14 protein-coding genes, 3 tRNA genes and 1 pseudogene are annotated in these 14526 nt (G+C 53.0%); 4 read left to right on the forward strand and 14 right to left on the reverse strand.

Annotated elements, in window-relative coordinates:
* Positions 1-503: 503 nt before the first annotated feature.
* From nfsA to ETC05_RS16840, 5 genes are all read right to left on the reverse strand, one after another.
* Positions 504-1253, reverse strand: a complete 750-nt coding sequence (gene nfsA, locus ETC05_RS16820; protein ID WP_031409645.1) for an oxygen-insensitive NADPH nitroreductase — start codon at positions 1251-1253, stop codon at positions 504-506.
* 96 nt (positions 1254-1349) lie between these two features.
* On the reverse strand, positions 1350-2183 hold the full coding sequence (locus ETC05_RS16825; protein ID WP_171661505.1) for a pirin family protein: 834 nt from the start codon (positions 2181-2183) through the stop codon (positions 1350-1352).
* A gap of 193 nt (positions 2184-2376) precedes the next feature.
* Positions 2377-2469 (reverse strand) — tRNA-Ser (locus ETC05_RS16830).
* Positions 2470-2478: 9 nt separating this feature from the next.
* A tRNA-Ala gene (locus ETC05_RS16835) sits at positions 2479-2551 on the reverse strand.
* 8 nt (positions 2552-2559) lie between these two features.
* Positions 2560-2633, reverse strand: a tRNA-Pro gene (locus ETC05_RS16840).
* A 180-nt stretch (positions 2634-2813) separates the two neighbouring features.
* Here ETC05_RS16840 and ETC05_RS16845 point away from each other — a divergent pair.
* Together ETC05_RS16845 and ETC05_RS16850 are read left to right on the forward strand one after the other, a co-directional pair.
* Positions 2814-3578 carry a hypothetical protein gene (locus ETC05_RS16845; RefSeq protein ID WP_171661506.1) on the forward strand — a complete coding sequence of 255 codons (765 nt, stop codon included), beginning with the start codon at positions 2814-2816 and terminating at the stop codon, positions 3576-3578.
* A gap of 13 nt (positions 3579-3591) precedes the next feature.
* Positions 3592-4059 (forward strand): hypothetical protein, encoded by a 468-nt coding sequence (locus ETC05_RS16850; RefSeq protein ID WP_171661507.1) that lies wholly within the window; start codon positions 3592-3594, stop codon positions 4057-4059.
* Positions 4060-4130: 71 nt separating this feature from the next.
* Here ETC05_RS16850 and ETC05_RS16855 read toward each other — a convergent pair whose 3' ends face one another.
* From ETC05_RS16855 to ETC05_RS16895, 9 genes are all read right to left on the reverse strand, one after another.
* Complete coding sequence (locus ETC05_RS16855) at positions 4131-5111, reverse strand: ABC transporter permease (RefSeq protein ID WP_031409653.1); 981 nt, start codon at positions 5109-5111, stop codon at positions 4131-4133.
* Entirely contained in the window at positions 5104-6018 is a 915-nt protein-coding gene (locus ETC05_RS16860; RefSeq protein WP_031409656.1) for an ABC transporter ATP-binding protein, read from the reverse strand. The genes ETC05_RS16855 and ETC05_RS16860 overlap by 8 nt, the downstream gene beginning before the upstream one ends.
* Complete coding sequence (locus ETC05_RS16865; protein WP_171661508.1) at positions 6015-6812, reverse strand: SGNH/GDSL hydrolase family protein; 798 nt, start codon at positions 6810-6812, stop codon at positions 6015-6017. The genes ETC05_RS16860 and ETC05_RS16865 overlap by 4 nt, the downstream gene beginning before the upstream one ends.
* 9 nt (positions 6813-6821) lie before the next feature.
* Complete coding sequence (locus ETC05_RS16870; protein WP_031409660.1) at positions 6822-7121, reverse strand: transporter suffix domain-containing protein; 300 nt, start codon at positions 7119-7121, stop codon at positions 6822-6824.
* A gap of 221 nt (positions 7122-7342) precedes the next feature.
* Positions 7343-8299 carry an MBL fold metallo-hydrolase gene (locus ETC05_RS16875; protein ID WP_171661509.1) on the reverse strand — a complete coding sequence of 319 codons (957 nt, stop codon included), beginning with the start codon at positions 8297-8299 and terminating at the stop codon, positions 7343-7345.
* A gap of 291 nt (positions 8300-8590) precedes the next feature.
* Positions 8591-9478 carry a sulfite exporter TauE/SafE family protein gene (locus tag ETC05_RS16880; RefSeq protein WP_171661510.1) on the reverse strand — a complete coding sequence of 296 codons (888 nt, stop codon included), beginning with the start codon at positions 9476-9478 and terminating at the stop codon, positions 8591-8593.
* A gap of 264 nt (positions 9479-9742) precedes the next feature.
* Positions 9743-11101, reverse strand: a complete 1359-nt coding sequence (glnA, locus tag ETC05_RS16885; protein ID WP_171661511.1) for a type I glutamate--ammonia ligase — start codon at positions 11099-11101, stop codon at positions 9743-9745.
* A gap of 215 nt (positions 11102-11316) precedes the next feature.
* Positions 11317-11706: a gamma-glutamylcyclotransferase family protein gene (locus ETC05_RS16890; protein WP_171661512.1), complete on the reverse strand. Its 390-nt coding sequence runs from the start codon at positions 11704-11706 to the stop codon at positions 11317-11319.
* 255 nt (positions 11707-11961) lie between these two features.
* On the reverse strand, positions 11962-12525 hold the full coding sequence (locus ETC05_RS16895; RefSeq protein ID WP_171661513.1) for a thioredoxin family protein: 564 nt from the start codon (positions 12523-12525) through the stop codon (positions 11962-11964).
* Between the two features lie 138 nt (positions 12526-12663).
* On the opposite strand from ETC05_RS16895, the gene ETC05_RS16900 reads away from it, so the two are divergent.
* Both ETC05_RS16900 and ETC05_RS16905 read left to right on the forward strand, forming a co-directional pair.
* Positions 12664-13650 (forward strand): coiled-coil domain-containing protein, encoded by a 987-nt coding sequence (locus ETC05_RS16900; RefSeq protein ID WP_171661514.1) that lies wholly within the window; start codon positions 12664-12666, stop codon positions 13648-13650.
* Between the two features lie 173 nt (positions 13651-13823).
* Positions 13824-14405 (forward strand): annotated as a pseudogene (locus ETC05_RS16905) (MsnO8 family LLM class oxidoreductase); the annotation flags it as partial.
* Positions 14406-14526: the final 121 nt, after the last annotated feature.

The following is a 14526-nucleotide window of genomic DNA, read 5'->3' on the forward strand; positions in this document are numbered from 1 at the left end:
ACAGTTCTCTAAGAGTCAAGTATTCTTCTTTGGTCAAACCATTTAGCTGTTGTTTGATACAAAAATACATTTTTTCACCTCCCATCTAACTATATGATACTATATTTTACTGAATCTATACTATTTTTTCAGTAAAATATAGTTAAGGCGATTCATCTCCCACTTACTCCGCTTCGCTTCGTCGAAGTGGGAGTCTTCTCGCCTAATTAAGATAAATAAGTGTTACTCCCCACCCAGGCATAAAAATCACTTCTTCCGCCCTGTGGCATCGGCCATTCGGCCAGCCGATGCGGAAAAAGAAATGGGGTAAAGGAAAAAACAGCGACAAGCAGGCCGACCGTCCCTCCCGATCATCCCAACTGCCGAATAAACGTCGGCATGACCGGGATGATCAAGCCGACGTCGATAAACATCAACAATAGATTCTTCACCTATCTATGAGCATGGCTCCTCGTCTCTTCAGCAACAGATGCCTCTTTCCCTCATTAAGCTGAGCTAGTCCACTACCGTAAATTAAACCCTTTCCCCTCGACAAATTCTTTCATGTACATCCGGACCGAGCGGCTCAGCATATCGGCCATCTGCCCGGTCCATGTATCGCGGCGGCGTCCGTTTGTCCGCTGCTCATAATACGCCGAAACCGTGTCGTTGTAGCGCTGCAACTGTTCGAGGAACGGAGCGCGATCTTGGTTGTATTCGTCCTCATGATAAACGTGCGCAAACGGCAGCCGCGGCTTGCGGTCCGGCGTTTGCGCCGGATAACCGACGGCAAGGCCAAACAGCGGAATGACTCGTTTTGGCACGTTTAAGAGCGCACACACGTCCGGCAAGTTGTTGCGCAATCCGCCGATATAGCAGATGCCAAGCCCCATCGACTCGGCGGCGATGGCGGCGTTTTGCGCCGCTAACGCGGTATCGATGAGCGCCACCATAAACTTTTCCGTGCTCTCAAGCGACGGGATCACGTCTTTTCCTTCAAGCTCCCCGATGAGTTCATGGCGATGAAAATCGGCGCAAAAGACAAAGAAATGGCCGTTATGCTCGACATAAGACTGATTTCCCGAAAGCTCGGCGAGCTTCCGTTTTTTCTCCGGATCTTTCACCCCAATGATCGAGTACGCCTGAATGTAGCTTGACGTCGACGCCGCTTGGGCGCATTCAACGATCGTACGAATTTGTTCATCCGTGAGCGGCCGATCTTCGAAGCGACGGATCGAGCGATGTTGCAAAATCGTTTCGATAACGGGATTCATCTTGTACACACCCTCCTGTACAATGAATAGCTTGCTATCGATGATTATCATAGCAAAAAAGAAAGAGCCGAAAAAATGATCGGCTCTTTCCTGTCATTACTGTCCAAACCGCCCTTCCTGGTAATCACGAATCGCCTCGCGGATTTGCTCCGGTGTGTTCATGACAAACGGCCCGTAGGCAACGACCGGTTCGTTCACCGGCTCACCGGCGTAAAGAAGGAGACGGAGTTTTTCGCGAGCGGTCACGTTTAGCTCCGTTTCCTCGCCGCGGTTGTGACGGCTGAAAAACAGCGCTTGCCCGGCCTTTCCTTCGGTGTTGTCGGCACCGAACGTGCCGCTTCCTTCTAAAATATACAAAAAACCGTTGTAATGGCCCGGCAAATCTTGCGCGACGGTAACTCCCGGTTCAACCGTCATTTCGACCATCGTCACCGGAACGATGTTTTTCGTCGGCGCTTTGACGCCTTTCGATGACCCGGAAAAGACCCGGATCGTCGCTCCCTCTTCCTTGCGCACGGGCATGTCTTTGGCGCGCAAGTTTTGGTAGCGCGGCTCGGTCATTTTGTACGCGCTCGGCAAGTTGATCCAAAGTTGCAAGCTGTGCACCGTCGATCCGGGAGCGGGGTCTTCTTTGTGGACGACGCCGCGGCCGGCCGTCATCCATTGCACATCTCCAGGCCCGAGCGTGCCGCGGCCGGCTTTGCTATCGAAATGTTCGAGTTCGCCGCTGATCACGTATGTGACCGTCTCAATGCCGCGGTGCGGATGAACGTCAAACGTTCCTCGCTCAAAAATGTCTTCCATCAGCAACAAAAACGGATCATACTCTTGCCAGTTCCCGGGCTCGAGCACCGGGCCGCTTTGGTGAATCGGGCTGTGGGCGGTGATTTGCACCGTTTTGATACGGCGAATGCAACGTTGAATCGCCATAACCTCTCCTCCCTTGTGCTGAGCACTTCCGACCGTCACCAGACGGAGTGCGGCTCAATCCCCAAACTGCTCCCCTTCATCGTACCCGATTCAACCAAAAACAGGCAAGTCGTCCGCCTGAAAAATGGCTGCCATACAGCTCGCAAAAAACAAAAAACCCGCCGGCACTCGGCAGGTTGACGTTCGTATGTAATGGCGGAGGAAGAGGGATTCGAACCCCCGCGGGCTGTGACACCCCTAGCGGTTTTCGAAACCGCCCCCTTCAGCCAGACTTGGGTATTCCTCCGTAGGAAAATGGAGCCTATCGGATTCGAACCGATGACCTCCTGCGTGCGGGGCAGGCGCTCTCCCAGCTGAGCTAAGGCCCCATGATAAATCGGGAAGACAGGATTTGAACCTGCGACCTCACGGACCCGAACCGTGTGCTCTACCAAGCTGAGCTACTTCCCGACACAAGCTGTCTTACCCTGCGACAATTCATATTTTATATAAACCTCAAAGCGAAGTCAATAGTTTTTTTAGCCTTAACGGATGAAAATTGGTCTTTTTTCTGAAACGACCTGCATAACTGCCGCTCCTTTTTTCCTATACTAAAACTACAGCAACCGTGTAAAGGAAAGGGGGCGCTTTGTGAAACTCATTCCGCCGGCGCGGCGCAAACGGGCGCATTTGTCGCAATTGACAACCACTCATTTCGATTTGCGTCATCCGCTTGTCGTCGCCTTTTTTTCCTTTTCGTTTCCGGGTTTCGGCAATTTAATGCAGCAACGCTACGCCACAGCCTTTATGTTAATCCTCTGGGAGCTGTTTATCAACACAAAAGCCCATATCAATACAGGTATATTATACTCGCTGCTTGGCGATTTTGAAAAGGCAAAAGCGGTGCTTGACGAACGATGGCTCATGTTTTATGTGGCCATCTACATGTACAGCATTTGGGACAGCTACCGCGGCTCCGTCGACATGAACAAGCTGTATTTGCTCGCCGACCGCGAAGATGCGCCGATCTCCTCCATCCGAATGGGAATATGGGATATTAATTATTTGGACAAGCGCGAGCCTTGGCTGGCGCTTGTCTGGTCGGTGCTCGCCCCAGGCCTCGGCCATTTGTATGTCCATAAAGTGATCACCGGCCTGTTTATCTTCACCTTTACCATTTTGGTATCGTATTTCGCCCACTTGCCCGAAGCGATTACGTACACGCTGACCGGCCGATTCGATTGTGCAACGAAGATCATCGATATGCAGTGGGCGCTTTATCTGCCATCGATTTATTCGTTCATCTTTTACGATGCTTACGTATCAGCGGTCGAATACAACAAGTTGTTTGAAAAAGAACTAGCCCACTATTTGCGGCGCCGCTTTCAGCCGAAACAGTTCGCATGGCCGATTTGATGGGAGGCGTTTCATGATTGTCATTGCCACTTTCGAGAGTCACCTATTCGTTGAACTAGCGATTTCAGCGCTTCAAGAAAAAGGGATTGCTGAACATCAGATTTTTGCCATCCCGCTCAACCGCTGCGCCGAGCCACCGCGCCTGCTTGATACGCTCCATCACGCCAACGGGTTCAGCTTCTTTGACTTGGCGGCGATTTTAGGAACGTGCTTGATGCTGCTAGGGGCGATTTACGGCTATGTGTTGACATGGGGCCCGATCATTTGGGGAATTATCGGGGCGGTTTCAGGCATCGGAATCGGTATTTTGCTCAAATGGTGGGTAAATCGAAGATCGACGCACCGTCAAAGCCGCACAGGTGCTGATATCGTGCTTCTCATCCGTTGCGATGAACAGCAGTGGCCGGCCGTGGAGCAGTTACTACGGGGCCATCACGCGCTTGGACTCGCCGGCGTTCACGACAAGCAGCCGAACAGATAATGACTATCCATCCCCTTTCACCAAAAAAACCCGAGGGAACATGCCCTCGGGTTTTCGCCGCTCTGCCGTTTTCAATAGACATCTCGCCGCATAAAGACAAAAAAAGCGACAAGAAGCCCTGCAAGCCCCCAGACAGCCAGCACGGCCATCGAAAAGCCAAGCGTCATCCCCTCAATCGGCGGAGCCGCTCCTTTTATGTAATCCGTCAGCCGCAAATTGACCATAAACAAATATTTCGCCGAATGCCACGACGACACCATGTTCGACAAAATCGCGCCAGAAATCAATGCTGCCAGCATGATCCCCATCACCGCTGCCGTGCTCTTAAGCAGCACGGAACACATAAACGTCAGTGTGCCGACGACAACGCTCACAAACGCTGCCAGCCCGAGCTCGATTAAAATGTATTTCCATTGTGGAATCATGTGGACATTCGCTGTATTGAGATCCTCTCCTTGCTGGACAAATCCGGTCAATAGCGGCAGACGGAAGCCGCCATATCCAAACACGAGTCCGGAGATGGCATACGACAGCACCGCCGCCATCAGCATAATGAGCGACACCGACAGGAGCAACGCGATATATTTGCTCAACAAAATTTTCCACCGCTTCACTGGCCGAACGAGAAGCAACTTGATCGTTCCGGCGCTTGCCTCGGACGACACTAAATCGGCCGCCACCACCATCACTAAAAGCGGCAAAAACAAGTCGATGGCGTTTTCGATAAACGTGCGCATAAACGTCGGCGCTCCAGGGGCGGACGGATTAATGTTGTGCTCTAAGTAGTACTGCTGCTGCTTGAGGCGGATTTGCAAGTATTTTCTCCATTCCTCAGACATGCTCGGCGACTGCAAACGGTTTTGCAAATCGACGATTTGCTGCTGCAGCTGCGTCCGCCAGTCGGTCGTGCCAAGCCGTTTTCTCAGCTCTTCCGTCTCGCGGTATTGGGCGTATGTAAACAAGGCGACGAGCACCGCAATGATGGCGGCGATCACCCATAGCCGCTTTTTGCGGACGATTTTCAACATTTCATTATACACGAGCTTACTCAATCGTTTCGCCCCCTGTCAGCTCGATAAACAAGTCTTCGAGGGTCGGCAACCGCGGTTCAATTTCCGAAACCGAGACGCCGGCTTGGACAAGCTTGGCGTTCCAAGCAGCCAGTTTGGCTGGCTCGTATGGCGTGACGATCGTCTCTTCATCGACGCGCAGCACCTCGGTTTCTGCCGCCAACAGCGCCCGCGCCCGATCCATTGGAGCCACTTTCCAGACAACGCGCGCCTGTTGATTCAACAGCCGTTCAACCGTGTCGATCGCCAAGAGCCGTCCTTTCGCCATAATGGCGACGCGGTCGCACATCAGCTGAATTTCACTCAATAAATGCGACGACACGAGAACGCTCAATCCTTCCTTTTCCGCCAAAAAGCGGATGAAGGCGCGCATCTCGCGAATGCCGGCCGGGTCAAGGCCGTTGGTCGGTTCGTCCAAAATCAGCACTTTGGGCTTTCCTAACAAGGCCTGGGCGATGCCGAGCCGCTGCCGCATGCCGAGCGAATACGTGCCCACTCGGTCATGAATGCGCTGTTCAAGGCCGACGAGCTTCGCCACTTCCATGATTCGATCTTCACCGATTCCCGACATCATGCGGGCGAAATGTTCAAGGTTTTCCCAACCTGTTAAATACGGATACATTTCTGGGTTTTCGACGATGCAGCCGATCTGGCGGATCGCGTCAGTAAACTGACGATGAAGATCATACCCGCAAATCGCCACCGTCCCCGACGTCGGCCGAATGAGCCCGACGAGCATGCGGATCGTCGTCGTTTTTCCCGCACCGTTCGGCCCTAAAAAACCGAATACTTCCCCCTCATGCAATTCAAATGAAATGCCTTGAATAATTTCCTTGCCGCGAATCGTTTTCCGCAGCTCTTTGACGGCTAACGTCACCGGTTTGTTCACTGCTCGTCCTCCTCCGTCAACGTAATGAGCGAGGCGACCCGCTCGCCGATCCGCTTGTACCCTTCTTCATTCGGATGGAAGTGGTCGCTGTACAAATAGTCGTTGACATGGAGGGCAAACAAATCAAACGTCGGCACCGCGACAACGTTTGGATAGCGGGCCGCCACTTCCGCAGAGGCGAAATTCCAGTCGCGCACAACGGCCGACGTTCGTTTGGCATCGCCTAAATCGCTGAACGGATTGTACAAGCCGAGCGCAAAGATGACCGCCCCGCTGTTGAAGCGGCGCAGCGCGGCGAAAATGCGGTCTAGGTTGGCTACATATCGCTGTTTCGCCTCATTCAGCTGCTTTCGATCCAGTTTCAACGCTTCCCCACCTTGAAACAAGTCGTTTCCACCGATGGTCATCACAATAAGATCGGCCATGGCGACTTGCCGCTGAATCTCAGGCTGGCCAAGCTGGCGAAGCAGTCCGTCAGAGCGAAGGCCGCGGATGGCCAAGTTCGTCACACGGATCGGTTTGTCCGTTTGCCGGCGAAGCTCATCGACCATATAGCCGACATACCCTTTTCCGCTTTCATCACCCGTTCCCCGCGTCAACGAGTCGCCAAGAGCAACAATATCTATTTTCTCGTCATGTTGCCTTGTTTCAGCCGTTGGCGGCCGTTGTTCTTTCGTCGGCGGCTTGGCGGCCGAAAAAAACTGGTCTTGCACCGCCAATGCCAGGCCGCCAAGCCAAAGCACCCCGGACAGGGCGGCAACGGCTATGAGAAGCGCAACTGTGCTCCGTCGCATGCAACCACCTCATTTCTTCATCGTTGTCATCTCTCGCAATCCGTCTTGGCATTGTTCGCCATCATTGGTTTGATCCGACAACCGCCGTTTTATTCGCCAATGTTTCGGATGCCAATACTCCTTTAGCTTCGCCGCCGCTTCCTTGCTGACCAACAGCCCTCCGATCCAAAACATGATTTCCGCCGCCACAATGGCAACTGTAACGATCGACGCTTTGGCCGCAGTCGAAAACGGGAAGAATGGTGCGATGAGCGGAACGACCCAAACGACGAACGATGCGATGATGAGCCCGACGCCGATGCGATGCATGACGGACCGCCTCTGTGTCACTCTTTCACTCTCCTTGTTCATTGACGCTCTCTCCAACAGGCATCAGGATTGCTTATTTCCACTCTAACATATATACCGCGATTTCACGAAATGATCCGCCTAAAAACAAAACACACAAAAAACAATTTTTCTCGTTTTTCCAGTCCTCGCTTTCCCGCCAAAAAAGAAACCTAGCCGAATCGGCCAGGCCAATCAAATGATCACCGTTGTTTCTGCCAATAATCAACCAATCCCATCGCGCACACTTGCAAATCAAGCTCGATCGCCGCATGCGCTGACGATGAAGATGGAACGCCATGATCGTCAAGAAACGCCATGATCTCGTCACGCAACCGATGCGCTGCCATTTTCACCTGCTCGGAAACCGGCGCTTCCGGATGACAGTCGACCGCTTCTTTTCCCGCCGCCACGAACTTCGGCAGCCAAACGCGAAGCTGGCGGAAAGCTTCCTGCGGGTCATCCAGCATGCCAAAATGGCCAAAATAAATGCGTTCCGGCCTCAGCTCCTCCAGCCTTGCCGCCGACTGCTCCATGGCCTCGGGATCAAATTGGTTCGGAGATGTGGAAGGCAGGCAAAACGTAAGCCCCGCTTCTTGCAGCTGCGGATAAAAAACGCCGATCGTATCACCGGTGAACACGCCGCCGCTGTATGAATCATAAATCGAAAAATGATGGTTGGCATGCCCCGGCGTATCATAAAAGGTGAGCGTCCGCTCCGCACTCAACTCCAACGTTTCCCCGTCCTCTTTCACGATCAATCGTTCTTCTGGCACCGGAAGAATCGGATCAAAGAGCGACTCAAACTGTGCGCCGTACACCGCCTTCGCCCCGGCGATTAAACGCGATGGATCGGCCAAATGCCGCTTCCCTTTCGGATGGACGACAACCACCGCATTCGGGCAATGCTGAAGAAGCAGCCCGACACCACCCGCATGATCCAAATGAATATGGGTAACGATGATATAGCGGATCTCACTCGGGTCAATATGAAGCGCTTTCAATCCAGCAAGCAAATGCGGCGTCGACGGGCTTGGCCCTGTTTCCACGATCGCCAAGTTCTCTTCGTGCAGCACGTATGTACCGGTGCGGTGCGGCATGCGCAAATCATACAAATCGATGAGTGAAATGCGGCGGCCTAGGTCAATCGGTTGTGCCATGTTCCCTCTCCCCCTTTGGTTGATGATGCAGAATATTTTAACATAGAAACTGGATTCCCGCTACAGGGGCTGATAAAAAAGCAGCTCCTGCCCAGAGGGCAAGAGCCGCCTTCTCGTTTCCACTGTCGGCAACGGGGCAACAACTGCTCCGCGCACTATTTTTGAGGGCAGGCGCTGTCGACCATTGCCCTCCGCAGCACGAACAAGCTCCCTCTCCCTAATGCCCGACCCGCTCGCATCCAACGCTGCCGCCAACGGAAAGACACCGTCGTTTGTCAAGCGCCCCAATGCTTACGACGCCAACTCCCTGCTAGTCGCCTTTCCTTTCCGCCCGTTTCGGATCGCCAGCCATACCGCCGCAGCCCAGCCAATCACGATGAGGCCATAAACGGTCGGATACACCAGCGCCGGCGCCTCCCAGGCGTGCAGAAGCGTGCGGACATTCGTCAAAATAATGAGCCCGCCAACCAACACCCCAAGCAAATGGGACGGCAGTTTGCGCACAAGCCAAGCAGCGATCGGCGCAGCGACGATCCCGCCAGCCATGAGCGTCAGCACCCAGTACCAGTTCACTTGCTCCCAACCAAGCGAAATGACGAATCCTAGCGTTGCCGAGAGCGCAACAGCAAATTCGGACGTATCGACTGTGCCGACCACCTTGCGCGCTTCCATGTTTTTATTGGCCAACAACACCGGCGTCGCGATCGGCCCCCATCCCCCGCCGCCGGTCGCATCAAGGAAGCCAGCCGCCAATCCGAGAGGGACGAGCTGCTTATTGGACCACTGTTTTCCGGGCGAAGACGGCGCGCGGCCGTTCAACACCAAAAATCGATAAATAATATAAAAGCCAAGCACCAATAAAAACAATGAAACGTACGGTTTGATCAAATCTCCCGGCAAGTTGCTTAAAAAGCATGCCCCGACAAACGCGCCGACCGACCCGGGAATAATGAGCCTGCCGACCATGCCGCGGTCGACGTTGCCGAACTTCCAATGAGACGCGCCAGACGCCGCCGTCGTCACCACTTCCGCCAAATGAACAGACGCGGAGGCGACGGCTGGAGCGATGCCGAACGTCAATAACAACGTCGACGAGGTGACGCCGTACGCCATCCCAAGCGAGCCGTCAATCAGCTGGGCGATAAATCCTACAAACACAAAAACGATCAGTTTTTTCATTGGTTTCCCTCCGTTTGCAATAGTTGAGCGTGTTACTTATAATTTAAATCTCATTATTCATAGATGTCAACTATGAATTTAAAAAAATAAAAAAATGCAGTCATTTTTTCCTCCCCGCGCGCAAGACGACGTTGCGAACGCCGACGGCTTGGCGGCCGACGGACGGAAGGCGCCGCACGGCCGTCCATCAAGACAAACAGCCGCCTGCAGAAAAAAGGCGCCCCGAATATGGCGACGGGACACCTTTTGGATAGTGGCTTTCGATCAGAACTTCCCTTGATACCGCTCGACTTCCCAAGCGTGAACCGCCGTGCGGTAGCTGTTCCATTCGTCTTTTTTCATCGCCACGTATTCGTGGAATACGTGCTCACCGAGCGTCGCGCGGCCGATTTCTCCGCTTTCGAACGCAGCGATGGCCTCGCCCAAGTTTTCCGGCAAGTTGTCAATGCCAAGCTCCGCACGGCGTTCTTCCGACATATGGAAGATGTCTTCATCAATCGGCGCCGGAGCGGTTAAACCTTTTTCGACACCGTGAAGGCCAGCAGCAGCGATGATGGCATACGCCAAATACGGATTGGCCGACGGATCCGGGCAACGGAGCTCAACGCGCGTCGCGACGCCGCGTTTCGCCGGAATGCGGATGAGCGCCGAACGGTTGGAAGCGGACCAAGCGATGTAGCAAGGCGCTTCATACCCTGGCACAAGCCGTTTGTACGAGTTGACAAGCGGGTTCGTTACTGCAGCGAAATGTTTTACGTTTTTCAGCAAGCCCGCGATGAATTGGTACGCTGTTTCTGACAACTGGTTCGCATCATTCGGGTCAAAGAACGCATTTTCCCCATCTTTGAAAAGGGAAATGTTGACATGCATGCCTGAACCGTTGATGCCAAACACCGGTTTTGGCATAAACGTTGCGTGGAGGCCAAACTTGCTGGCGATCGTTTTGACGACCCATTTGTACGTCGTCGCATTGTCAGCCGCGCCGAGCGCATCGGCGTATTTGAAGTTGATCTCATGCTGGCCTTCCGCCACTTCATGGTGCGACGCTTCAATCGTAAAGCCCATCGCTTTTAAGGCGCGGTAAATTTCAAGGCGGACACGTTCGCCCAAATCTTTCGGAGACGGTTCGAAATAGCCGCCGCTATCGTGAAGCTCGAGCGTCGGATTGCCGCTTTCATCGGCTTTGAACAGGAAAAACTCCAACTCCGGCCCGACCGAAATCGTATATCCTTTTTCTGCCGCCCGCTCAATCGTTTTTTTCAGCACATTGCGCGGGTCGCCTTCAAACAGCGTGCCGTCCGGGTTGATCACCGAGCAAAGGAAACGGGCTTCTGCATAGCCTTCCTCCACCGTCCACGGCAAAACAGCAAACGTATTCAAATCCGGCAACAAGTACAAGTCAGAACGGTTGATCGGCGAAAAACCTTTGATCGACGAGCCGTCAAACATGACTTTCCCTTCGACCACATCGTCAAGCTGTTCAGCCGTCACGGTCACATGCTTTAAAATCCCTTCAATGTCGACAAACTGCAAATGAAGAAGCTCAACGTTTTTTTCCTTGATCGTCTCTTTGATTTGCTCCAACAACTCCGTTTGTGTAGAGGAAACGAACGATTTTGACATGTCACATTACCTCACATTCGAACGTTTATTTTCCTAACATGCTTTTATTATAGAAAAAGAGAGCTTGTTTGGCAACCCCCTTTTTATCAATTTTTCTGTATTTTTATAATGAATTTTTTTGCAAACGATTTCAAACAAGGTGAATATTTATACAAAAAAAGCCAGCCAAGGAGACAATCGTCTTCTCGACTGACTTTTTCTATCCGCTATGGATGTTACATTTTCTCCTTACGCCGCCGCCACGAGCCGGACGAAATGACCGGCAGGCCCACGGCTTTTTTTGGCAAATACACGTAAACGTACCCTTCAATCGGCTGGCAGACGTCGCGGACCCATACCCGCTCATATTCGTTATCGTCTCGTCCTTCGGCGTAGTCTTCAAGCTCATCCATCGCTTTGAGTCCTTCCTCCGTCACCGTCAGCCATTCCCCTTCCACTTCCCCTTCTTCTCCAAGCACAAGCGCAGGGTACGGGCCGACGCTGTACAAACGGCCGTTCACCTTCCCTGGGCATACGGCGCGAACATAAGGAGCTACAACACAATGATTGTCCTCGCCGGTCAGCAACGTTCCATACACAAACACTCGATATCGTCTTTCCGCCATCTCACTTTTCTCCTTTTTTACATAACATATATTATGAAAACTTGAAGAAGAAACAAAAACAATGGAAGCCCTGCCTCTCATCCATCCTTGCCGCTCCGTGGCGGCGCCAGTGTGAATTTGTCAAGCGGACAGCGGACAACGAAAAAGCCGCGCCAGCTCCATGAGCGGCAACGGCACGGCTTGCGATGATCCCGCAGCAAACGAATGGCGCTTTCTTCATCATATCCGTTCGACAACGAGAAGTCAAGCAACAGTTTACGCGGATGGCTTCCATTTAATGCTGCAGCCGATGCTCGGCTTTTGCTTTTCCGGCACCGGACAACCCGCCAACAAAGCGTCCAGCGCGGCACGGATCGATTCCCCCGTCACCGGAATGCCGTTGTTCGGCCGCGAATCATCAAGCTGGCCGCGGTAGACGCATTTCAGCTCACGGTCGAAAATATAAAAATCCGGGGTGCAGGCGGCGTCGTACGCCTTCGCCACTTCTTGCGTCTCGTCATACAAGTATGGGAACGGGTAGCCAAGCTCGTCCGCCACTTTTTTCATGTTTTCAGGCGAATCTTCCGGATATTGTTCAACATCGTTCGAATTGATGGCGACAAACGACACCCCTTTGGGCATATAATCGTTTGCTAGGCGGACAAGCTCGTGCTGCACATGCTTTACAAACGGGCAATGATTGCAAATGAACATAATGACAGTCGCGACGTCCGATTTCACATCTTCAAGACGAACGATGCTGCCATCAATGACATTTGTGAGGGCAAACGGCGGCGCCTGTTTGCCAAGCGGAAACATATTCGATTCGACAGCTGGCATACCTAACACCCTTTCCTTCCATTTTTTCTCTTTTATTATACCAAACGAGAGAGGGACGTCACAAATAAGCCGCCCAAACCGACCGAGCGGCAGCGGCATATGATGCCACATAGACAAACAGAAAGGAGGCTTTGCCCATTGATTTACATGAACAAACAGATGACCCCGCGCGTGTACAGTGCAGCTCCGCCTCTCTCCTCTCATTCGGTGTTTTATTATCGGCGCGCAAAAACGGAACAGATGCTTGAGCAGCAAACCCAACTGCTTGAACAGTTGGCCGACGCGCTCCTTCGGCTTGAGCAGGTGGCGGAAGAAAACCGAAAACAACAGGCCGACGATCGCGGGAAAATGGCCGATGCCCTAATCCGCCTCGAGCGTTCACTTGCCGCCGGGCAAACGGAACAAGCCGAACATAGCGGACGTCTCGTCGAAGCGCTGGACAGCCTCAAAGGAATGATGGCGTCAAGCCAAATCGAACAAGTTGAATGGCACCGAGAACTAACTGAAACTGTTTCGCGCCTGATCGATGCCTCTAGAGCTGAGCAAAACCAGCAGGCGGAGCAAAGCAAGCAATGGGCGAAAGCGTTCGCCCGACTCGAGCAATTGCTCACGGCCAGACAACGAGAGCAAGCAGAGCTCGCCGAAACGCTGGCACGCCTTGAACGATCGGTCAACGCCCACGAGCAGATAGACCTCGAACAGCGGCGCGCATGGGAGGAGCAGTTCGCCAAAGAAGAAGCAGCGCGCCAAGCCGTCATCGAAGCGTTGACGGTGCAAAGCGAAGCGACGCGTCGGCTTGAACAGCAAGCAGCCGAACGTGAACAACGGGGGGAAGGAATGTCCGCCCGCCTCGAAGGGCAAGAAAAGCTGTATCAAAAAATCTTGGAACAACTGGAGCTGCAACATGTCTTCCATCAGACGGTCATCGAGCGGCTTGAAGCGCAAGAGGCAGCCCAATACAAAGTGACCCGCCAGCTCGACAGCTTAAAAGAAGCGCTGTATGAACGATGCTCCTTTATCGTTGACAGCGTCAAACAACTGTTTTCCTCGTTCTTTTTCGGACGGGGGCGAAGCCAAAAAGTCGACCGCCAAGCCGCAGAACCAAAAGACCTGATCCACTTGTAGACGGCTTTCATTGTCTTTCGGCGTCTACCGCCATCCGCCGGCTGAAACGGCGGACTGTTTTTTGTTAGCAGCCGTTGGAGAGCAAAAGCAAATCAATGGACAACCAGAAATGAAACATCCCATAATAAGAACTAACCATTTTGATCCGCAAGGAAAAGAAAGGAGAAATGATCATGCCGCTAAAGCTCAGCGTTCTTGATCAATCACCAATCGCCGAAGGCATGACCGCGGAAGAAGCCCTCCAAAACACCGTCCGTCTTGCCCAGTTTGTCGAAGAGCTCGGCTACAAGCGTTTTTGGGTGTCCGAACATCACGAGGCGAACAGCCTCGCTGGCTCGTCTCCAGAAGTGCTGCTTGGACACATCGGGGCGAAAACGTCGCGCATTCGCATCGGCTCAGGCGGAGTGATGTTGCCGCACTACAGCGCCTATAAAGTGGCCGAAAATTTCCGCGTGTTGGCTGGTCTGAACCCTGGCCGCGTCGATCTCGGCATTGGCCGCGCGCCTGGCGGCATGCCGCGGGCGACGATGGCGCTCCAAGACGGCCGGCCGCGTTCCGTTGACCGTTATCCCGAACAAATCGATGACTTGCTTGGGTATTTGCACGATGCGCTTCCACCTGTCCACCCGCTTTATGGCGTCAAGGCAACGCCGATTGTGCAATCGCCACCGGACGTGTGGCTGCTCGGCTCCAGTTCGGAAACAGCGAAGCTGGCGGCGGAAAAAGGATTGCCGTACGCCTTTGCGCAATTTATCTTAATTAGGCGAGAAGACTCCCACTTCAACGAAGCGAAGCGGAGTAAGTGGGAGATGAATCGCCTTAACTATATTTTACTGAAAATAGTATAGATTCAGTAAAATATAGTATAATATAGTT

It is taken from the genome of Geobacillus sp. BMUD (genome assembly GCF_013096845.1).
Taxonomy (GTDB): Bacteria; Bacillota; Bacilli; order Bacillales; family Anoxybacillaceae; genus Geobacillus; species Geobacillus vulcani.